The organism is Bartonella sp. AA23NXGY (assembly GCF_042197165.1).
Classification (GTDB): domain Bacteria; phylum Pseudomonadota; class Alphaproteobacteria; order Rhizobiales; family Rhizobiaceae; genus Bartonella.
The window spans coordinates 72,001-92,151 of record NZ_JBHIRO010000005.1; the positions used below are offsets into that span (position 1 = coordinate 72,001).

Below are 20,151 nucleotides of genomic sequence, written 5' to 3' on the forward strand. Positions count from 1 at the left end.
AGTGACAGCGCACGCTCCAGATCCTATTCATCAGTTTGAGGTTTTAAGGCTGATTAAGATTTCCATAGGAAATATGGATTTATCGTTTACAAATGTATCATTGTTTACAGTTCTCACGGTTGTTGTAACTTCTATTTTTCTCTTTATTTCATCATCGAGTCGTGGATTGGTTCCAACGCGGATGCAGTCTCTTTCGGAAATGGCATATGAATTTGTAGCATCGACTCTGCGGGAATCATCTGGTGTGCAGGGAATGCAGTTTTTTCCTTTAGTTTTTTCTCTGTTTACTTTTATTTTGGTTGCTAACTTTATTGGTCTCTTTCCTTATTTTTATACGGTTACGTCTCAAATCATGATCACGTTTTCGTTAGCAATGGTGGTAATTTTGACGGTGATTGGTTATGGCTTTTATAAGCATGGGGTCAGTTTTTTGAAACTGTTCGTTCCCAGTGGAGTTCCTGTTGTGGTTTTACCTCTGGTGACAATGATTGAGGTTATTTCTTTTCTCTCCCGTCCAATTAGTCTTTCTCTTCGTCTTTTTGCGAATATGCTTGCTGGTCATATTACGCTTAAAGTGTTTTCTGGGTTTGTTGTTTCAATGATTGGGGTAGGAATTGTAGGTGTGGGTGGTTCGATTTTACCGCTTATTATGACTGTAGCAATTACTGCTCTTGAGTTTTTGGTCGCATTTCTTCAGGCTTACGTCTTTACGGTTTTAACTTGTATGTATCTTAATGATGCAATTCATCCAGGACATTAATAGAACTGGCGGTTTTCCGTCGAATAATGCAATTTCGCTTTAAAGGAGAATAACATGGAAATGGTGCTTGCAGCAAAATATATTGGCGCTGGTCTTGCTTGCTTTGGTATGGCTGGAACAGCTTTAGGACTTGGTAATATTTTTGGTAGCTATCTTTCTGGTGCATTACGAAATCCATCAGCAGCAGATAGTCAGTTTGGACGTCTCGTCTTTGGTTTTGCTGTAACAGAAGCTTTGGGAATTTTTTCATTGCTCATTGCTTTATTACTTCTTTTTGGGGTTTAATCATTATCAAAAGGGTATATCTGTTCTTGCATGAGGAAAGATTTACCCTTTTAGGCTCTTAACTAGAGAGATGCCAGAGAGATGTTTGTCAGTTATCATCGGTTATAGAGTGCTTTAATAAGCTATTTAAAGGATGAAAGAAGATGTTTGTTTCAAGCGCTTATGCACAGAACACTGAAACGTCGATAGAACATATTAAAAAGGTAGCAGAGCATGCAAATCGTGTGTTTCCGCCTTTTGATTTTGTGCATTTTGGTTCGCATTTTTTCTGGTTGGCAATTTCTTTCGGACTTTTTTATCTTTTTATCTCCCGTGTAATTGTACCACGTATTGGCGGTGTTATTGAAACACGGCGAGATCGAATCGCATCTGATTTAGATCAGGCAATGCGCATGAAGCAAGAAGCAGACATTGTTGTTGAAACTTATGAGCGGAAATTAGCAGAAGCGCGTTTGAACGCGCAGGCTATAGCGCAGGTAGCTAGTAAAGAATTAAAAGAAAAGGCAGAGCTTAAACGGAAAGAAATTGAAGAGAGTCTAGAGAAAAAACTTGCAGATGCTGAAAAACAGATAACAAAAATTCGGGATAAAGCGATGCAAAATGTTGGTTCTATCGCTGAAGAAGTAGCTCTTGAAATTGTGAAAAAATTGATTGACGTTGATATCAGCAAAGAGGCTGTTCGTTCAGTTGTTAAAACTGCGGATTATTGAGGAAGACAAAGATGACTGATACTTTTTGGGCATTTGTTGGGTTAGTTCTTTTTTTGGCTCTTTTAGTCTATTTCCAAATTCCACAGAGGGTTATACACCATCTTGATACGCGTGCGAAACGTATCAAAGATGAACTGGATGAGGCTCTGCGTCTTCGTGAAGAAGCACAAGAAATATTGGCTGAATATCAACGCAAACATGCAGAAGCAGAAAAAGATGCGCAAGAAATTATTGCAGCAGCAAAGCATGAAGTTGAATCTGTTATTGCTGAGGCCCGTGCAAAGGCAGAAGAATATGTAAAAAACCGCAATAAATTGGCAGAACAAAAAATTGCCCAAGCAGAAGCGGATGCAATACGCATGGTTTCTTCATCAGCGATTGATTTGGCAATTTCTACAGCACGTACCCTTATTGCAAGGGAAATAGATTCTAACAAGGCAGATGAACTTATCAAAGAGTCTCTTGAGAAAGAATCATTTATCAAAATGAAAACATATCTTAATTAATGATATTTGAGAGATAAAGAACAGTCTCTTTGGTTGCATAATTTTCTCAATATTAATTAATAAAAGTCATAAAAAAGAAAAAATTATCTTCATTGTTTTTATCAGTTAATAGGGTATTTTGATTTTAAATGACAAGTTTTGAGAAGTCTGCAACCGATTGTGTAACAATGTGAGTATGTTTGAGAAGAGCAAGACGGTTAGCACGAACATCAGGTTTTTTATCATTCACCAATACTTTTTCAAAAAATATATCAATCAATTTTCCAAGTGGCGCTAGCACACTGAGTGCAAATGATAAATTTGTTGCATTGATGGGAGCAAGAACCTTTCTTTCTACTTCACAGATTGCATGATAGAGCTGCTTTTCTTCTTTCTCGATAAAGAGCTCAGGATTAATTTCATTCGCTATTGTTGTGCTTTTTTGAAATTCATTTTCAAGAATATTGGCAGTACGTTTTACAGAGGCTACAAAGTTCATTCCATCATGGGTATTGATAAAAGCGATAAGCGATTCGACACGACGTGCAACCAATAAAAAATCATCAGAATCTTTATTTAAAACGGCTTCAAGGGCATCGTAACGAGCGCCTTCCTCTTTTAGATGGATTTTCAGACGGTCATGAAAAAAGAATAACAGATCTGATAAAATATATTCTGTTTTTTCTGGAAGCAGATTCTGCAATTGTGAATTTTCTCTTTGAGAGATTTCATATTTATTTTTTTGTTGTAAGAAAAGATTCGTTGCTAACTGGAACAGCGGCATAAGATTGATTTTCCAATCTCGCGAAAGTACAAGCCTAATAATTCCCAATGCTGCTCGTCTTAACGCATAGGGATCTTTTGAGCCCGTTGGTTTTTCATTAATGAGCCAAAAGCCAACGAGCATGTCAATTTTGTCGGAGAGCATAACGGTTATAGCAAGTGGTTCTTGTGGAAGACGATCTGTTGGTCCTTGAGGTCTATAATGGTCTTCGATTGCTACAGCTACGCGAGGATCTTCCCCTTGAAGAAGGGCGTATTTTTGCCCCATAACACCTTGTAGTTCAGGAAATTCTCCGACAATTTCTGTTTGCAAATCAGCTTTTGCAAGGATGGCTGCACGTTTTGCTAAAAGAGGATCTGTTTGTATCAAAGGGGCAATTTCTTGTGCGAGTGCAGCAATGCGTTCTACCCTTGCTCCTTGTGTACCTAATTTAGCATGAAAAGTTACATTCAAATGATCAAGTCGCGCCATTCTTTGATCGAGAGGTTTTTTTATATCAAGTTGAAATTTTTTTATAGAAGATTCCAATTGTTGAAGATCAGGCAAATCACGCTGATCGGTTTGCCAAAAATGAAGTGCATCAGAAAGACGGGCACGGACAACCTTACTATTTCCTTTCGAAATTTCTTTGCCTTCATCATTTGCAAGAATATTAGAAACGAGAATAAAATGATGAGAAAGTTTTACTTTTTCTCCTTGTTTGCGGGTGACAAAACATTTTTGATTGGCTCGAATGGTCAAGCGAATAATTTCTGGAGGAATATCAAGGAATGATTTGTCAAAATCACCCATCAGGATAACAGGCCATTCAACAAGACCAGCAACTTCTTCTAGGAGGGGATTATCTTGAACCAGTTCTAAACCGTTTGCAAAGCAGAGATTTTGGGCATCAGCTAAAATAATATTCTTTCGTCTTTCGGCATCCAGAATGACTTTATGGGTTTCAAGTTGAGTAACATAGTCATCAAAGCGGCGCACTTGAAATGGCTCTCCATCACTTAAGAAACGATGACCATAAGTTAAATTATTGCTTTTAAGAGAACCAATTGTAAACGGAATAACATGTGTTTCACCAATTTCTGGTCCGAAGATGCAAAGAATGTTTTGTAAAGGTCTAATCCACTTCAAAGTACCACTTTGTGCTGAATCTTTTCCCCAACGCATAGATTTCGGCCACGGAAAGTTGCGGATAATATCCGGTAAAATATCGGCAATAATTTCTTCTGCAGCTCGACCTTTTTTAACAATTTTAGCAATATAAAAATGACCTTTTTTATCATCATGTCCAATATGCGCTTCAGAAACATCATTTAATCCTGTTGCACGTAGAAAACCATCAATTACATGCTGTGGTGATTTTATACTGGGACCTTTGCGTTCTTCATGGACATCTTTGGAGCGTGTGGAAAGTCCGCGTATGTCCAATGTTAGCCGACGAGGTGTCCAATATTCACGAGCAGCTTCATAGATCAATCCAGCATTCACAAGTTGATCTGTAACAGATTTCTTAAGATCAGCAGCAGCTTTTCGTTGCATACGTGCGGGGATTTCTTCACTGAAAAGTTCAAGAAGAAGATCAGACATTAGGCTTCTCCAGTATATATTTGTCCAGCTTCTGTGAGTAAGAAGGCTTCCCCACAACGGCGCGCGAGATTACGAACGCGAAGAATGTAATTTTGTCGTTCGGTTACAGAAATAACGCCACGTGCTTGCAAAAGATTAAAGATATGGCTCGCTTTAATACATTGATCATAGGCAGGAAAAACACAGCGATGGAATACATTTTCTTTATTTGGTTTTCCAGCATCAAGAAGTGCGCTGCATTCGCGTTCTGCATCGATAAAGTGCTGATGGAGCAGTTTTGTATCAGCAAATTCGAAATTATAATATGAGTATTCCTGTTCTGCCTGTAAAAAAATATCTCTATAACTTATTTTGTTTTCTCCCTCCAAACCATTAAAGTTAAGGTCATAGACGTTATCAACCCCTTGGATATACATCGCTAGACGCTCAAGACCGTATGTGAGTTCCCCTGAAACTGGAGCGCATTCAATGCCGCACACTTGTTGAAAATAAGTAAATTGAGAGACTTCCATTCCATCGCACCAACATTCCCATCCAAGCCCCCAAGCACCAAGAGTGGGACTTTCCCAATCATCTTCAACAAAGCGAATATCATGCAGTTTTGTATCAAGCCCGATAGCTTGTAGCGACTTTATATAAAGTTCTTGTAGATTGAGCGGAGAGGGTTTGAGAAGCACTTGGAATTGATAATAGTGTTGTAAACGATTTGGATTCTTACCATATCGGCCATCTGTTGGACGTCGAGAGGGTTGGACATAAGCAACTTTCCAAGGGCGTGGCCCTAGAGAGCGTAATGTTGTTGCTGGATGAAAAGTCCCAGCTCCGACTTCCATATCGTAAGGTTGCAAAATTGCACATCCATAGTGTGCCCAATAATTTTGCAAAGTTAAGATTAGTCCCTGAAAAGAACGTTTGGGGTTAAGATGTTCAGGCAGTTTCACGCTTTATACTCTTTATATTGGACTAAACAAAAAAACAAAGTAATTTTAGTTTCTCTATTTATTATTCATGTGGTTTATGGTTAAGCATCGTTTATTGCAAACCAAATTTCAACTTTTCTTGAATTTGTTCAGAATTTTCTGGTTTTCCGTCAATTGCGTGGTTCCATTGAAAGATTGCTTCACGTTTACGTCCAACTTTCCAATAGGCATCCCCTAAATGATCATTCAGTGTTGGGTCTTCAGGTTGTAATCTGACAGCATTTTCTAATATTTGCACTGCTTTATTATATTCTTTTAGTTTATAATAAGCCCACCCTAAAGAATCGAGAATATGACTGTTGTGAGCTTGCAAAGCAGAGGCTTTTTGTAGCATACGGAGCGATTCTTCAAGCTTCTCACCACGTTCCACAAGGGAATAGGCTAAATAATTAAGAACCTGCGGTTGATTTGGAAAAAATTCAAGTGATTTTCGCAAGTCAAGTTCTGCTTTTGGCCATTGCTTTAAACGTTCAAAAGCAATACCACGCTGATAAAAGAGTTTCCAATCGTCCTGCTGAAAGTTTTTTATCTTTGTAATAGCGTAGTCTAGAGTTTTAATAGCCTCAAGAAATTTATTGTCCTGCATATAAAAAGCAACGAGCGTTATCAAAATATTACGATCATTGGGAAATTTTTTATTTAACAATGTGAGTAATTTTATTGCTTCTTTGTAATTGTTGTTATTGGCAAGAAGGAATGCAAGATGAAGTTGTCCATCTTTATAATAAGGAGATTTAGGGGATAAAGCGCGATAAAGTTTAATTGCTTGATGTGGATCGTTCAATTTAGCAGAAATGTGTGCGAGCTGAAACAGTGTTGCGTCATTTTGAGGGTATAAGGCGAAAGATAATTGCTTAAAAATACGTGCAATTCGCCCTGAGTTTTTGTAGTTGAGGGCTGTTCCAAAATTATATAATACCTCGGCTGCTCCTTGTTGAGGTGTTTTAATAACTCTCTCTAAGAAAGAATTTTTTTCAATTTTTTCTTGAAAGTTTTTAAGGACTTCTCGACCTGACAACATTTGTTCGCCATGCTGGATTGTTTGAAGAGCTTGGTTGCGCATATTATGGCGCAATTGGAATGAGGCATAGGCTATGATAATACGCTCATAAGTATTAGGAGCGATAAGAGTTCCCTGTTTGTTACTCAGTGCTTTAATGAAATATTTTTTTGCATCCTTTGGCCGTTCTGCAAGGTCGCTCATAAGTGCTAGATGATAAGATATAAAAAGATCATACCAGACAGGACCTTTGAGTTTCTTAAGATCATCGATTGCCTGAGATTTTTGTCCAGATCCAAATGTAATCCAAGCGCCGATGAGTTCAGGTATTGGATTATTGGACGTAGGCAGTTCCTTTAATTTCAGAAGAGCCTTGGCATTCTTATAATCTTTTTTGATGAGACTTTCTACTGACAAAGTTAAGGAAACAAAGGGAGTTATAACATCGTTCTCTTTGAGTTTTTGGGCTTGTTGGACAGCTTCTTTAAAGTTTCCGACCGAGAGCATAGCTTCAAGGAGCTCTTTTTGTGTTTCAATGTTATCAGGTTGATAAACCAGTGCTTGTTTAAAATAATTGATAGCAAGTTCTGTTTTATTTTCATGATTTGCAACCCTTCCAGCTAAATAAGCACCTGTAAATGAGCTTGTATGAGTTGCTGCACTTATTTTACTGTAGGTGAGGGATGGCATCAGCATGATACCCACGATAAAGAGGGCAAAAAGTCGAGATACCGTTGCAGAGCACATGGAGCTAATCCTTTTCAAGATAATCAATTGATGGTGTTGTTTATAGATCATATCTCATTACTTTGTTGAGAAATACTGCGATTCTTGCAAAGAATTCAATTTACGCGCGCAATACAAAATTCAACAGTCTCAACGAGAGCATTATAAGCAAGATTTTCATTCATGGGAACAAGAGCATCAATTGCATATTTTCCATAGATGCGTGCTTGTTCTATTGTATCTGTGATACTATCATACTTTTCCATTAAGTGTTGTGCGTGTGCGAAGGATTCATCATTATTATTGTCATCTTCAAGCGCTTTTTTCCAGAAATCTTTTTCTACCATATTTCCACGCTCATATGCGAGAATAACAGGCATTGTGATTTTTCCTTCTCTAAAATCATCCCCTATATTTTTTCCTAAGTTTTGAGCACTACCGCTATAGTCAAGTGCATCATCAATTAATTGGAAAGCTAAACCTAAGGATGTTCCATATTCACGTAATGAAGAACGCTCTTTATTTCCATAGCCAGCAATAATGGGTCCTACTTCAGCGGCTGCTGAAAAAAGTGCTGCTGTTTTTGCATCGATGATTTTGAGATATTCTGAAGGGCTGGTTTTTATATTTTTTGCGGCAGAAAGTTGCATAACTTCTCCTTCAGCAATAATTGCAGCAGCGTTGGCTAGGACAGAGAGCGCTTCTATGGAACCGACATCGACCATCATTTTAAAGGCCTGCCCCAATAGGAAATCACCAACAAGTACACTTGCTTGATTCCCCCAAATCATACGTGCTGTAGATTTTCCACGTCGTAAATTACTTTCATCAATCACATCATCGTGTAGTAATGTTGCTGTATGCATAAATTCAACAGCTGTTGCGAGTTTTATATGCCCGTCACTTTGATAACCGAACATATGAGCAGAAGCGAGCGTAATCATTGGGCGTAATCGCTTTCCACCTGATGAAATAAGATGGTTAGAAATTTCAGGGATCATCTCAACCTCTGATTTTGCCATAGAGAGAATAAATTGATTTACGCAATCCATATCTTTTTGAGTAAGATTGACAAGAGATTGAAGAGAAATTTGATTATTTCTTATTTGTTTTGGTTTGATAGCTGCACTCAATGTGTTTACTCCTAGAGTATTGCAATGGACATATATAAAATTTACTTTATTCATTAGCATAAAGGGGGTTTGGTTTTGACTCAAGCTTTTGATGTCGTTTAAAAGTGTTAGCTTGGAATGTTATTGGCAAGAAATGTTCTTTAGCGAGTGTAATCTTATTGTTATAAAATAATAAAAAATTTAAAATAGCAGCTGAATGGCAAAAATGCAGTTTATAAAGGTGAGCATTAGGCTTTTAAATGGATAAAGCAGCGAATCAGAGTGGTGAAACAATTGACAGTTTTCACCGCGGGAAATTTTATTTGGTTCAACCCCATAAATATGGTCATCGTTCTGGAATGGATGCGATGTTATTAGCTAGTTTGGTTCCAAGTGATTTAAAGGGCAAGGTTGTTGATTTAGGTGCAGGTGCTGGAGCTGCGGGTTTGGCTGTTGCTTCGCGTTGTCTGAAAGTTCATGTTACCTTAGTTGAACGTTCAGCTTTTATGGTATCTTACGCTCAAAAAACGCTTATGCTAAAACAAAATAAACAATTTGCTAGCCGAATTTGTTTGCTAGAAGCAGATGTTACCTTCAAAGGGAATGCCCGTATAAAAGCAGGTTTGATAGATAATAGCTTTGATTTTGCGATTATGAATCCACCTTTTAATAATCCCACCGATCGTAAGACACCTGATAAACAAAAATCTGAAGCACATGTTATGTCTGAAGCGATGTTTGATAACTGGTTGCGGAGTGCAGCAGCTATTGTTAAGCCAGGTGGATACTTAGGGCTCATTGCACGTCCACAATCGTTGACAGATATCTTGCATGCTTTAGAAGGGCGTTTTGGTGGTATTTGTATAATTCCTGTGCATGCCCGTGCGAAAACAGCAGCAATTCGTCTTTTATTTTACGCAAAACGAGGAAGCAGAGCAGCTTTATCTATTTTACCGGCATTGGTTATACATGAAGGTAATGACCATACTTTTTCACCCCGAGTTGATGCAATTAATAATGGATATATAAGCTTGTGGGAACTTTTCTAATAGTATCTTGTGTTTTTTAGTTTATTATTTAAAGTCTACACTTTGTTGTTAGGGAGGTTTGACTTTGGGTGAAATTATATTTCTGCTTGTAATGTGGGGATTGATTGGCGCTTTTGGATGTTATCGCGTTCTTCCTTTTTGTTGTCCTTGCCTATTTAATTGTTCTTAATTTATAAGGAGATTTTGTTTTGATGGATTTTATTAAAAGTTTTATTCCACGCCGTTTTTCTTCCGATAAACTTGAAATTCCTGTGGTGCGCCTTCAAGGAGCAATTATGGATTCATCAGCATCTATATCTCGTACCCTTTCCCTCAGTAGGTGTGCAAATCTTTTAGAGAAGGCTTTCGCACACAAAAAGTCACCGGTTGTTGCACTTATTATTAATTCTCCTGGTGGTTCGCCTGTACAATCGCGTTTTATCTTTAAGCGCATTCGTGACTTGGCAGAAGAAAAAAATAAAAAGGTTCTTGTGTTTATTGAAGATATTGCAGCATCTGGTGGTTATATGATTGCTTGTGCAGGGGATGAAATTTTTGCAGATCCTTCTTCAATTGTTGGTTCCATTGGAGTGGTTTCAGCTTCCTTTGGTTTTCCGGAACTTTTGAAGAAAATTGGTATCGAACGGCGTGTATACACAGCAGGAAAGAACAAAGTTACATTAGATCCATTTCAGCCAGAAAAAAAGGCGGATATTGAGCATTTGAAATCTCTCCAACTTGAAGTGCATCAAACTTTTATCGATTTGGTTAAAGAACGGCGTGCTGAAAAATTATCAGATGATTCGAATCTCTTTACAGGAATGTTTTGGAGTGGAAAACAAAGCGTTGGGCTTGGTCTGGTTGATGGATTGAATGATGTACGTTCTGTTATTAAGGAGCGCTTTGGTAATGATGCAAAACTTCGACTTATTATGCCTCCAAAAAGTTTTTTAGGACCTAAAACGCCTTCAGGAGTGACTGCACATACGGTTTATACAGTCGTTGATAGTGCATTGATGGCAGCAGAAGAGCGAGCGCTTTGGCAGCGTTATGGTTTGTGATGGAAAGGATCATTCAAGCCAGAGAGATTTTATCTAAAAACAGATGCTAGAAGGAAAAAGGCTTGCAATGATACGAATGAGAACATGTCGTTTATTTTGTATGAGAACTCTTTATATTTATTGTTTTTTTAGAAAACGATTAAGAATATTCCAAGCTGTTTATAGGGCTCGTGCTAAAAGTATGGGTAAAAGGGGGGAATTTTTAAAAGAACCCTATGTAAGTGAATATTACGTCATATGATATCAAATGTACAAACTTCGTTCCAAAGACATTCCTATTTATTTACACCTATTAAATTGAATTTAGCTCTACATGTTGTGGGGCAACGTGCTGATGGGTATCATTTAATAGAAAGTTTGGTTTATTTTAGTCTTAGCGGTGATTGTCTACACTATGCACCTTGTGAAAATAATCAGTTTGTTTTGACGGGGTCGTTTGCAAAAGGGCTTGTTTCTCATTTAGACAATTTGGTTATTCGCGCAAGGGACTTTATGCATAAGACTTTTCCGGAATGTGCTCAACCTGCTTTTTTTCGGCTTGTAAAAACATTACCTGTTGCTTCAGGCATTGGTGGCGGCTCAGGTGATGCAGCTGGGGTTATCAGCATGTTGCGTCGGCAGTGGAATCTTGATTGCTCTTACGAAGAATTAGCAAAAATGAGCTTAGTTCTTGGTGCTGATGTTCCCATGTGCCTTTGTGCATTAGAATATCAGCAGCCGCTTTTGGTTAAAGGAATTGGTCAAGAGATGATACGACTAAAAGAAGCTTGTTCATTAGCAATGGTATTGGTTAATCATGGACAAGAGATTTCAACACAAGCTGTTTTTAAAGCGTTAGAGAAGCGTCATAATCCTTCTTTAAAAATTAATACAGACGCTTTAAAGAGTGTTGATTCATTAGTTGAAGTTTTACAAGAAACGCGTAATGATCTTTTTTCTCCTGCATTAAAAATAGCACCTCAGTTAGCTGAAGTGTTATCTATATTAGATGAATGTGGGGCTCTTTTTTCCCGTATGTCTGGAACGGGAGCAACTTGCTTTGGCATTTTTAAAAATAAACAAACGGCGCAACAAGCAGCTCTTTTTATCAAATCAATGCACCCAAATTGGTTTGTAAAACCTATCATGACTTTAGGAAATATTTGATAAATAAATATAAAAGCTTTTATTTCATCATGATTTTATTATACATAATGAAAGAGGGTAACCAAAGAAATGTGTTTTTTATTTTTTGTGCAAGAATTCGTGGAATGTTTGAAGAGCCATTTAAAACTGTAATGCTTGCAAAAAATGATCAGGCTACAGAAATAGATGTATGTTTGTTGTATTTGTGATGTATCAAAGATGTTTAATTTGCCGCTTCAACCAAATTTTTCGTGCGAATTTGATTTGCAAAAACAGGGTTTTTTTCATATAGCAGGTGTTGATGAAGTAGGACGGGGGCCTCTCGCTGGACCTGTGGTAACAGCAGCGGTTATCTTGGATAAAGATCGTATTCCTAATGGGTTAAATGATTCAAAAAAACTTTCTTTTCTCCAACGAAATAGACTTTATCATGAAATTTTGCAAAGTGCATTAGCGGTTTCAGTCGCCAGTCTTTGTGCTCGTACAATTGATCAATCCAATATTAGAAAAGCAACTTTAGAAGCAATGCGTCGCTGTATTATAGGATTAGTCATTCCAGTCCACTATGTCCTTGTTGATGGGCGTGATATTCCTTCTGAGTTGTCCTGTCCTGCAATGGCGTTGATTAAGGGCGATCAGCGTTCGGTTTCAATTGCAGCCGCATCCATTATTGCGAAAGTAACGCGTGACCGGATGATGGAATGTGCAGGACAAGTTTATAAAGGGTATGGTTTAGAGAAGCATGTAGGTTATGCAACGCTAGCGCATCGTACAGCTCTTGATAAATATGGACCAGTTATAGGATTACATCGTTATAGTTTTGCACCACTAAAAGAGTGTAAAAAAGGTAATTAAAATCAGTGATTTACTACAAGAGTAAAGGGTTTTATAATTCATTGATTCTATTATGTTTTTTGAGTGTCTATCCCTAACCTTTTTGAAGCTTTTTATCACTTATTCCTATCTATTTTTTCCAGATATAGAATCAGATATTTCTAACATGGGCTTAACTCTTATTTGTTATTAACCGTATAGCAATGATATATGACAAGGGGCGGTAATGGCAATTGTGAGTTTTAAATATAAGGGCTTAAAATTATTTTATACAACAGGTTCCACAAAAGCTATTTGACCAGATCACTTAAAAAATTACGCGTTATCTTAACGGCTTTAACAAGTGCTACTACGCCTGAAATGTTGAGAGCGCCTGCCTTTAAAATACACCCTCTTAAAGGTGAACTTACAGGGTACTATTCTATATGGATGAATGGAAATTGGCGTGTTACTTTTCGCTTTATAGGAACAGATGTGGAGCTTGTTGATTATCAAGATTACCATTGATGAAAGGAACGAAAATAATGATGCATAACCCCGCACATCCGGGCGAAGTTCTAAAAGTAGCTTTCTTAGACGAAATGGGGATAACAATACAAAAGTTAGCTAATCATCTCCATATGACAAGAGCTTCTCTATCAAGAGTGATTAACGGACATGCCTCTATGAGTACCGAACTTGCAGTGAAATTAGAACTAGCTGGTTTTAGTAAAGCGAAATTTTGGCTGGATATGCAAACAAATTATAATTTATGGCAAACAATGCAACAGACACAACCACCTATTTCTCCTCTGGTTTCTGAAGCACATCAAACGTCGCTTTGATTTCGTTTATAATTTTGACGGGGCTTTAGTTTTTTAGCTTCCGCCCGTTGCTCTAACCTTTTTGAAGTTTTTTAATGGCTTCTATTGCAAGGCGTTTTCTATCGGCTGTTTTGGTATAAAGAGATGCCATTTTATCTTCTGTCCAGCCAAAAAGCGCTTTCATTTGCGAAACCGTAGCACCAGCATTGGCAGCACGTTTTGCTGCTAATTTTCGCAATCGGTGCGCTGATTTTTTAATACCCGCCGCATTACATGCTTCACGAAAGAGGTTGCCAAAACTTTCTTTGACAAGCTTATTTCCACCTTTACCACAAATGAATGTTTGATCACCTATGGGACCAATTTTAAGGGTTTCCTCTAGTTCTGGTAAAATAGGAAAAAAAACATCTGTTTTAAATTGGCTCTTTCTGTTTTGAGATAAATGATATTATCTTTGACGTCTTTCCAGCTGATACGAACGGTGTCATCACGGCGCGCGCGCAAGCCTGTGAAAGAAGAACATCAATCCAGACGCGTTCATGTGTACCGTGTGACCAATGGTGATAATATTTGTCTATGTCCTCTTCTAGCCATGGCAGCAATCCCCCACTGTTTAAAGATTTTGGTGCTTTTATATTAAAGGCAGGATTTCTATTTAAAAGGGCATTATCAACCGCCCAATTAAAGAGATTGTTTAAAGAGGTCAAAAAATATTTTGCCGCTGCGAGAGTAGCTCGCCTTCTGTCTACGGCGTCAAGGATGTGGTGCTTTTATGTGCACGATCAGCAATATTTTTAGAAACATTGTTCAGAATTCTATACTTAATTTTTTAGTAGTTTCTAATTGATTATGCCATTGCATGCTTTGTAAATACTGATGCAATAACTAATCGAAAGAGCCTTTTGTAAGTCTGTTTATTTTCTTGGAGATGCCATTTTGCGCTTGTTTAATAGCCAGCGTATATTTGCTCTGATGGAAATCAATGGACTGTCATAAATTTTAGCTTTTCCACTAATAAATGTACCACCGAAAACTTGTGCATTGGCAAAAACACGAGCGTTTCCGTAAACATGTGCATCCCCAAAAACTTTGGCATAACCATAGACTTTTGCATCATCACTTATCCAGCAATTGCCATCATGACCTAGATTGTCTTCTTTTTGTATAAAAGCGCCAAGATCACCTGCCTTTACATCTCCAAAGTCTCTCAAAGCAAGGATGCAGTAAAGTGTAATGTATCCACCAACCTCAATTGTTTCATCAGTCAGTTCATATTTCTTTTCCTTGATTTGCGCAGAATTCACCCGTAGCGTGAATCATGCATCACTTAAAAGTTATTAGGAATGGGTAGGGGGCTGGGAGGCATATGGGCACTCACATTTTTTTAAAATATGCAAATTTATTTTTTTAGATGTGCTTAATTTCATATTTCCAATCAGGCAATGGAATGAGAGCTAATGCGAGTTGTCCTCTATGACACATGCATACATTAGCTTCAAAACAGGTGATTGCAACGCGCTTTTTGTTTAAAAAAATTTGATATAATTTGTTTATTGCACAAGAATTATCCTTGAGAGTTGTATTTTGATAATCTTCAAAAAGGCGATCATAATCTTTTGTGTTTTCAAATTTCTTCGTTTTTCAGAGGCAATTCCAAGTTCAGGCATATGCCATATATTCAATATCAATGTTGTTTACAACTTTCTCTAATTGTCTTTTTGAAAATCCGTATTTTCTGCTTATTGGATTTTTACGAATATCATACAAAAGTTTAATATTATTTTTGATAAGTTGATTGAAATAGTCCTCAAAGGATTTTCTTTCATAGCCAATGGTAAAAAACAAAGCTCTCATCTTTAGCAGGCTGTATGATGATATGTTTGATGTTACACACGTTTAATTTCCTTAGTAAATAGGTGGGGGGCTTTATGAGCGCCTCTTTCCAAAAGGGATAAATCCTCTAGCGATTATCATAGTGTTGTGGAGCAATCAGGTATCAAAGCGGGTGAAGGCGGCTTTAATATCATTGTTAAAGACAAAACGACCCTAACCGGAGGCATCATTGCCAGCACCGCGCCGGCAGATAAAAACAGCCTGACCACAGGAAGCATTAGCACCAGTGATATCAGCAACAGTGCCCATGCTAAAGCCAGCAGCCATGGGTTTAGCCTTTCTGGGAATGACACGATAAAAAACATTGCCAAGAATGTTTTAAATCACGGCAAAGCCAAGGATGCAGCAGAAGGGGAAACCAAATCTGCTATCAGTGATGGGACTATCATCCTTACTGATACAACTGGACAGAGGGCGATGGGGCAAGATGCTGGACAAATCATTGGCTCTCTCAACCGCAACACCGCAGCAGCACACCAGGCAGTAGGACAGCTAGATGTTGCACCGCTTGAGGGAGCAGTGCATAATCGCGTAGATATGATCAATGATTTATCGGATGAAGGATTGGGATACTGGGACAAAATACGCGAATTCGCATATCTCAAAGAGCATCCTGAGGGTGAGGTTTTGCATGATGAAAATGGCAATGTCCTCTATGCAACAGATAAAAATGGAAAACCTATCAAAGACAGTTATGGAAGACAAGTCCCTCTGTATCGTTATTTAACGCCTGAAGAAGAAAAACATTTACAAAAAGGTTCTGATGGCAAGGTTCATATGTTTTACAATGGTATTTTTACCTCACCAGATGATGCTGCGCGTTATACTGTCCAGTTTGTTGACAATGATCATGGTCCCCTTTATTTTACATACTTCCCAGAAGCTGAAGACTGGGAAGTGGAAGTAGGGATAGCGATTTTTCAGAAGTTTCTGGAAGGTAGATTTTTTTTTGGATTGACCAATTCAACCAAGAAATTCTAGGATATAATGTATCTTTATGGCAATACAGGATTGCATGATGATGCCCATAGTCGTGGTACCATAACAGCAGGAAATGGATCATATAATTTAGTAAAGCATGGTGTTCTCGGTATAGCAAAGGAAACAACGGTTAATTTCTTTGGTCCAGCTTATAATACTCAAGACATGGCAGATACGTTATATATCTTAAAGGATGGCAAGCAAACCACTGTCGGCTTGGAAAACCATGCAGATGATTTTGTTGGTGTAGTATTTGGTGGAAATTCCGCTACTTTTTACCAAAGACCCTTTGGTAGTAACGCAGTTAAAGAGGCAAAGAAAGTACTATTTAGTTATCCCAGCCCTCATGTTTGTTATGCAAATGTGGATCGAGCATGTAGACATAATTATGGTTCATCTCACCGTATACAAATTGATTCAATTAATTCATGGAGCAAAAAATGAAACAAACCTTAAAATTATTAAGTGTGATAACTCTATTGAGTATAGCTGGGTGCCAGTTTAATAAACTCCCACATCTTCTATAGGGGCATGGGAAAAACCAGGAGCAGATTTTACAGAGGTAGCAAAAGCATTATTAGAATGTGGTATGCCAATTCCTTATGATAAGGATCCAGAAAGCTCAACTACAATGCAAATGCAACCATTGATGCTTGCATGCTCCAAGCGGGATTTCGCTATAAATATGATGTGGGGGGAGGCTGGTGTGGAAATCATAAAGCCGAAAACTTGCCCATTTGTCGTCCAGGTGCTATCATATCACAGCGCAGTGTCAAGAAGCGCTTAAACAGCCCTTATTGTAAAAAATATAAAAATGCACCTGAATGCAAACCTTAAGTCTTTCTTGTGATGATCAACAATCCGCCATCCTTGCCTTCGCTTGGAATGGCGGGATTATTTACTCAACCAATCATCTCAATATTGTTCACCGTTGTTTTAATGAAGCGATGACAGAAAATATCAGCAGGCTTATGAGCTTTTTATCGTAAATAAATCCATTAAAAGAGGGGAAGAATGAAGAAAATCTTAAAACTGTTGAGTTGTATAGCTCTGTTAAGTATCACTGGATGTGTTAACTCAATTCCCTCACTTTCTCCAGCATTATGGAGAAATAAAATACTTTTAGAATGTGGAGTACCGGACCTTAATAAGGTTGTGGCGCTAGATTTGAATCAATTTGCCAGTATTGAAATGTGTATGGCGCAATCAGGTTTTCGCCCTAGCTTTACAATACAAGATTGGTGTGAGAACCATAAATCAGACAACCTTCCCATATGTCGTCCTGGTGCTGTCATGCCTCAGCGAAGTGTTGAGAGACGCTTAAATAGCCCTTATTGTAAAAAGCATTCAGAACAACTTGAATGCCAGCCTTAAGTCTTGCTTCAGCAGAGAAAGCCTTGTCCGTCCTTACGAAAATTTCGCTTGTAACGTGCAAGCAAGTGATTTTAATTAATACAACATGGAACAGATTTTAAATGATAGAATCCTACAGAATTAGTTTTTTCATTCAACATGAAAACAATAAGTTATCTTTATAAATCAATGTGATGTGGCAGGATGAAGATGTTTATGCAAAGAATCTAAAAGTTTTTTTGCGAGTGTTTGAATAATTTCTTTGTTTTTCTGAATTTTAGATACAAAATACTATTGCTAAAGTACTAAAAGTAGATCATGCTGGTAAATAGATGAAACTTTGATGGCGCTTGGTTTTAAAAAAGGCAATATTTGATTTCACTGTTTGCGCTGGTATTGATTTTGCAATAACAGATAATAGTTTATTGTATGCAGAATACTGTTATTTAGATTTTGGTAAAAGAAATTTATAAAGAATATTATCATTAACAGTTATGCGAAACTTTAATGAAAATGAATCCAACTTTAATACACATAATTTTAGTGTGATTTAGTTTACAAATTCTTATTGAATGCAAAATTAAAAGTTTAAGAAGCCTTATTTGCAAAAATTCTTTATTTTTTTGTGAGTGTGTCATTTTTGCTACAGATCTTTCAGAAAAGATGCTCTATATGAATTTCATTTTGGATATTTGGAGAGATTTTATGAATACAAAACGTTTAATAACAGCGTCTATTTTTTCTTTAATTTCAGCGTCTACAGCACTAGCTGCTGATGTTATGATTCCTCATCAGCCAGCATCATCGACTGCTTCTACCATTGTTGCACCTACTTTTTCATGGACAGGTCTTTATTTAGGTGTCCAAGCTGGTGGTTTTTCAAGCAAAGCTGATATGGCTCTTGTTGGTCAAGAAAAGAGTTTACCACTGGATAAAGAGTTCTCTCCTAAACTTTCAGGGTTTGCAGGTGGTTTTTATGCAGGTTCTAATATTGATCTCGGTGACAACTTTATTTTTGGCATCGATACGGATTTAATGGTATCTGGAAAAAAACACACAAAGACCATTACCATAGGAGCGGCTGATAACACTACAGTAGAAAATGCAGTCGTAAGATCCCGCAGATCCGCAAAACCACAAATATCTCCAACCTCACAAGCAACAGAAGGAGTACAAACGCAAAAAGACACCTCAAGAGCACCTGCAGGTACAGGAACTACAACAGTAGGGACTCCAACAGCAGGATCCACGTCAGAACAATCTGTTGCAGCGCAATCCAGTCAAGCACTAACTAGATCAGTAAATACAGTTCAACAACCACAAACAGGAGCAACACAATCAAATAAAGCAGCAACAACTAGAAGTTCTGGCAATGTCAATTCAACAGCAGAAAAAACAGTGGTAGTGGGAAGGGAAAATTCAGGAGTTTCAACACCACCATTAAAAACGCCATCTGCATCGCCAATACCACAATCAGCATCCTCTAGACAGACGGTGAGTTCAGTGCAATCGCCATCGTCCTCATTGGAAAGATCAGGTACAGGACCGACATTGGTAAGCAGGGTAAATGGATTAAAATCACCTGCACCTAAATCAATATCCTCTACCACAGGAGCAAGCTCACCAGAGCAGTCAACGCTCCTATTGGCAAGATCAGACACAGGAGATCAACCATCAGTAGGAGGAACAAATGGAGTAACTGCGTCTGCAAAATCTGCAGAAACATCATCTGTATCAGCAGGGGCTGTACAAGTGCAAGCTAATCCAATAAAATCGGTTGCTGTAAAACCCGCGCCCTCTATCTCATCAACGGGAACAGAATCAAGTCAGCCAGCAGCAAAAGCACCTGCATCGGAACAATCATCATTAAAAGAAAGAACAGTACCGAGCGGAGGGACATTTGTCCTCGCGAGATCAGGATCATCTTCTGAAACAGCAAAAGCTTCCAATGGAACAAGCGGAGCCCAATACGGAGGTCATCATGGCACCCATGGTAGCGGAAATGCTAATCCACATGCTTCTCGTTCTCATGGTGGACAGAATATGGCTGGACACGGTGCACAAAGTACACAAGCGGTGGATAAGAACGCTTCCAGTGTATATGGTATAGAACAAATAAAAAAGATGGCTTCTGAACTTGGTCTTGATCAAGAGGATGCAGTTGAAACTTTAAGTCATACTTTCAAACAAAATTGGGGTGGTGCTACACGGGTACGTATTGGTTTTGCTGCTGATCGCTTTATGCCTTATCTTGCTGGTGGTATTGCTTATGGGCAATTCCAAGACACTGTATCAATATCTGTTAAGGATGAGGATGGAAGAGTCGTTTCTTCTAAGAACTTAGCTGATGAAACAAAAACCATGATTGGTTACACACTTGGTGGTGGCGTTGATTTCTCGCTTCTAGATAATGTGATTGTACGTGCAGAATATCGTTACTCTGATTTTGGTAAAAAGAAATTTGCAAAGGAAAAACTTGAAGTTAACTACAAAACCAATGATTTCCGTGTTGGTGTAGCTTATAAATTCTAATTTTTTAAAGAGTAAATTTCTAAGAGGCTCCACTGTCAGTGGAGCCTTTATTTTTTTTTAAGATCACTTTTTGGTTTCTTTTCTTGTGAATTTCATGATAAAGCCCATAGAGTGT

General features: G+C 38.0%; 19 protein-coding genes and 4 pseudogenes. 16 read left to right on the top strand and 7 right to left on the bottom strand.

Features of this window, described 5'->3' with window-relative positions:
* Position 1 precedes the first annotated feature (1 nt).
* The 4 genes from ACFINY_RS04110 (at position 2) to ACFINY_RS04125 (ending at position 2,261) form a co-directional block, all read left to right on the top strand.
* Complete coding sequence (locus tag ACFINY_RS04110; protein WP_375612111.1) at positions 2 to 760, top strand: F0F1 ATP synthase subunit A; 759 nt, start codon at positions 2 to 4, stop codon at positions 758 to 760.
* Between the two features lie 54 nt (positions 761 to 814).
* The gene (locus tag ACFINY_RS04115; RefSeq protein ID WP_005773968.1) at positions 815 to 1,045 is read left to right on the top strand and encodes a F0F1 ATP synthase subunit C; all 231 of its coding nucleotides are present in this window, start codon (positions 815 to 817) and stop codon (positions 1,043 to 1,045) included.
* A gap of 143 nt (positions 1,046 to 1,188) precedes the next feature.
* Positions 1,189 to 1,755, top strand: a complete 567-nt coding sequence (locus tag ACFINY_RS04120; RefSeq protein ID WP_375700868.1) for a F0F1 ATP synthase subunit B — start codon at positions 1,189 to 1,191, stop codon at positions 1,753 to 1,755.
* Between the two features lie 11 nt (positions 1,756 to 1,766).
* The gene (locus ACFINY_RS04125; protein ID WP_375700869.1) at positions 1,767 to 2,261 is read left to right on the top strand and encodes a F0F1 ATP synthase subunit B; all 495 of its coding nucleotides are present in this window, start codon (positions 1,767 to 1,769) and stop codon (positions 2,259 to 2,261) included.
* 124 nt (positions 2,262 to 2,385) lie between these two features.
* Here ACFINY_RS04125 and glyS read toward each other — a convergent pair whose 3' ends face one another.
* The 4 genes from glyS to ACFINY_RS04145 form a co-directional block, all read right to left on the bottom strand.
* Positions 2,386 to 4,608 carry a glycine--tRNA ligase subunit beta gene (gene glyS / locus ACFINY_RS04130; RefSeq protein ID WP_375700870.1) on the bottom strand — a complete coding sequence of 741 codons (2,223 nt, stop codon included), beginning with the start codon at positions 4,606 to 4,608 and terminating at the stop codon, positions 2,386 to 2,388.
* Entirely contained in the window at positions 4,608 to 5,549 is a 942-nt protein-coding gene (locus ACFINY_RS04135) for a glycine--tRNA ligase subunit alpha (protein WP_375606430.1), read from the bottom strand. Before ACFINY_RS04135 ends, glyS begins: the two co-directional genes overlap by 1 nt.
* A gap of 91 nt (positions 5,550 to 5,640) precedes the next feature.
* Positions 5,641 to 7,335: a tetratricopeptide repeat protein gene (locus ACFINY_RS04140; protein WP_375612092.1), complete on the bottom strand. Its 1,695-nt coding sequence runs from the start codon at positions 7,333 to 7,335 to the stop codon at positions 5,641 to 5,643.
* Positions 7,336 to 7,430: 95 nt separating this feature from the next.
* Complete coding sequence (locus ACFINY_RS04145) at positions 7,431 to 8,507, bottom strand: polyprenyl synthetase family protein (RefSeq protein WP_375612093.1); 1,077 nt, start codon at positions 8,505 to 8,507, stop codon at positions 7,431 to 7,433.
* A 179-nt stretch (positions 8,508 to 8,686) separates the two neighbouring features.
* Between ACFINY_RS04145 and ACFINY_RS04150 the strand changes: the two genes are divergently transcribed.
* The 6 genes and pseudogenes from ACFINY_RS04150 (at position 8,687) to ACFINY_RS04175 (ending at position 13,298) form a co-directional block, all read left to right on the top strand.
* The gene (locus ACFINY_RS04150; protein ID WP_375612094.1) at positions 8,687 to 9,475 is read left to right on the top strand and encodes a tRNA1(Val) (adenine(37)-N6)-methyltransferase; all 789 of its coding nucleotides are present in this window, start codon (positions 8,687 to 8,689) and stop codon (positions 9,473 to 9,475) included.
* Positions 9,476 to 9,666: 191 nt separating this feature from the next.
* Positions 9,667 to 10,515: a S49 family peptidase gene (locus ACFINY_RS04155; RefSeq protein ID WP_375612095.1), complete on the top strand. Its 849-nt coding sequence runs from the start codon at positions 9,667 to 9,669 to the stop codon at positions 10,513 to 10,515.
* A 237-nt stretch (positions 10,516 to 10,752) separates the two neighbouring features.
* Positions 10,753 to 11,661: a 4-(cytidine 5'-diphospho)-2-C-methyl-D-erythritol kinase gene (locus ACFINY_RS04160; RefSeq protein WP_375700871.1), complete on the top strand. Its 909-nt coding sequence runs from the start codon at positions 10,753 to 10,755 to the stop codon at positions 11,659 to 11,661.
* Positions 11,662 to 11,859: 198 nt separating this feature from the next.
* Entirely contained in the window at positions 11,860 to 12,495 is a 636-nt protein-coding gene (locus ACFINY_RS04165; RefSeq protein ID WP_375646061.1) for a ribonuclease HII, read from the top strand.
* A gap of 205 nt (positions 12,496 to 12,700) precedes the next feature.
* Positions 12,701 to 12,981, top strand: a pseudogene (locus tag ACFINY_RS04170) (type II toxin-antitoxin system RelE/ParE family toxin).
* A 17-nt stretch (positions 12,982 to 12,998) separates the two neighbouring features.
* Complete coding sequence (locus ACFINY_RS04175) at positions 12,999 to 13,298, top strand: HigA family addiction module antitoxin (RefSeq protein WP_183194585.1); 300 nt, start codon at positions 12,999 to 13,001, stop codon at positions 13,296 to 13,298.
* Between the two features lie 52 nt (positions 13,299 to 13,350).
* Here the strand turns inward: ACFINY_RS04175 and ACFINY_RS04180 are convergent.
* The 3 genes and pseudogenes from ACFINY_RS04180 to ACFINY_RS04190 form a co-directional block, all read right to left on the bottom strand.
* Positions 13,351 to 14,240: pseudogene (locus ACFINY_RS04180) on the bottom strand (tyrosine-type recombinase/integrase); the annotation flags it as partial.
* On the bottom strand, positions 14,192 to 14,581 hold the full coding sequence (locus tag ACFINY_RS04185; protein WP_375612098.1) for a hypothetical protein: 390 nt from the start codon (positions 14,579 to 14,581) through the stop codon (positions 14,192 to 14,194). The gene ACFINY_RS04185 and the pseudogene ACFINY_RS04180, both read right to left, overlap by 49 nt.
* A 103-nt stretch (positions 14,582 to 14,684) precedes the next feature.
* Positions 14,685 to 15,131, bottom strand: a pseudogene (locus ACFINY_RS04190) (DUF488 family protein).
* A 126-nt stretch (positions 15,132 to 15,257) separates the two neighbouring features.
* Between ACFINY_RS04190 and ACFINY_RS04195 the strand changes: the two are divergent.
* From ACFINY_RS04195 to ACFINY_RS04220, 6 genes and pseudogenes are all read left to right on the top strand, one after another.
* On the top strand, positions 15,258 to 16,151 hold the full coding sequence (locus tag ACFINY_RS04195; RefSeq protein ID WP_375612099.1) for a hypothetical protein: 894 nt from the start codon (positions 15,258 to 15,260) through the stop codon (positions 16,149 to 16,151).
* Positions 16,152 to 16,181: 30 nt separating this feature from the next.
* Positions 16,182 to 16,595 (top strand): hypothetical protein, encoded by a 414-nt coding sequence (locus ACFINY_RS04200; RefSeq protein ID WP_375612100.1) that lies wholly within the window; start codon positions 16,182 to 16,184, stop codon positions 16,593 to 16,595.
* A pseudogene (locus ACFINY_RS04205) lies at positions 16,592 to 16,988 on the top strand (hypothetical protein). Before ACFINY_RS04200 ends, ACFINY_RS04205 begins: the two are co-directional and overlap by 4 nt.
* Entirely contained in the window at positions 16,976 to 17,140 is a 165-nt protein-coding gene (locus ACFINY_RS04210) for a hypothetical protein (protein ID WP_375612101.1), read from the top strand. Before ACFINY_RS04205 ends, ACFINY_RS04210 begins: the two are co-directional and overlap by 13 nt.
* 25 nt (positions 17,141 to 17,165) lie before the next feature.
* Positions 17,166 to 17,525, top strand: coding sequence for a hypothetical protein (locus tag ACFINY_RS04215; RefSeq protein ID WP_273724680.1), 360 nt, complete (start codon positions 17,166 to 17,168; stop codon positions 17,523 to 17,525).
* 684 nt (positions 17,526 to 18,209) lie between these two features.
* The gene (locus ACFINY_RS04220) at positions 18,210 to 20,036 is read left to right on the top strand and encodes an outer membrane beta-barrel protein (RefSeq protein WP_375612102.1); all 1,827 of its coding nucleotides are present in this window, start codon (positions 18,210 to 18,212) and stop codon (positions 20,034 to 20,036) included.
* Positions 20,037 to 20,151 lie beyond the last annotated feature (115 nt).

Excerpts from the sequence above, each read along its gene's own strand:
- ACFINY_RS04115 (WP_005773968.1), top strand. The coding sequence starts at position 815 with ATGGAAATGGTGCTTGCAGCAAAATATATTGGCGCTGGTCTTGCTTGC.
- ACFINY_RS04120 (WP_375700868.1), top strand. The coding sequence starts at position 1,189 with ATGTTTGTTTCAAGCGCTTATGCACAGAACACTGAAACGTCGATAGAA.
- ACFINY_RS04125 (WP_375700869.1), top strand. The coding sequence starts at position 1,767 with ATGACTGATACTTTTTGGGCATTTGTTGGGTTAGTTCTTTTTTTGGCT.
- glyS (WP_375700870.1), bottom strand. The coding sequence starts at position 4,608 with ATGTCTGATCTTCTTCTTGAACTTTTCAGTGAAGAAATCCCCGCACGT.
- ACFINY_RS04140 (WP_375612092.1), bottom strand. The coding sequence starts at position 7,335 with ATGTGCTCTGCAACGGTATCTCGACTTTTTGCCCTCTTTATCGTGGGT.
- ACFINY_RS04145 (WP_375612093.1), bottom strand. The coding sequence starts at position 8,507 with ATGCTAATGAATAAAGTAAATTTTATATATGTCCATTGCAATACTCTA.
- ACFINY_RS04150 (WP_375612094.1), top strand. The coding sequence starts at position 8,687 with ATGGATAAAGCAGCGAATCAGAGTGGTGAAACAATTGACAGTTTTCAC.
- ACFINY_RS04155 (WP_375612095.1), top strand. The coding sequence starts at position 9,667 with ATGGATTTTATTAAAAGTTTTATTCCACGCCGTTTTTCTTCCGATAAA.
- ACFINY_RS04160 (WP_375700871.1), top strand. The coding sequence starts at position 10,753 with ATGATATCAAATGTACAAACTTCGTTCCAAAGACATTCCTATTTATTT.
- ACFINY_RS04165 (WP_375646061.1), top strand. The coding sequence starts at position 11,860 with ATGTTTAATTTGCCGCTTCAACCAAATTTTTCGTGCGAATTTGATTTG.
- ACFINY_RS04175 (WP_183194585.1), top strand. The coding sequence starts at position 12,999 with ATGATGCATAACCCCGCACATCCGGGCGAAGTTCTAAAAGTAGCTTTC.
- ACFINY_RS04210 (WP_375612101.1), top strand. The coding sequence starts at position 16,976 with ATGCAAACCTTAAGTCTTTCTTGTGATGATCAACAATCCGCCATCCTT.
- ACFINY_RS04215 (WP_273724680.1), top strand. The coding sequence starts at position 17,166 with ATGAAGAAAATCTTAAAACTGTTGAGTTGTATAGCTCTGTTAAGTATC.
- ACFINY_RS04220 (WP_375612102.1), top strand. The coding sequence starts at position 18,210 with ATGAATACAAAACGTTTAATAACAGCGTCTATTTTTTCTTTAATTTCA.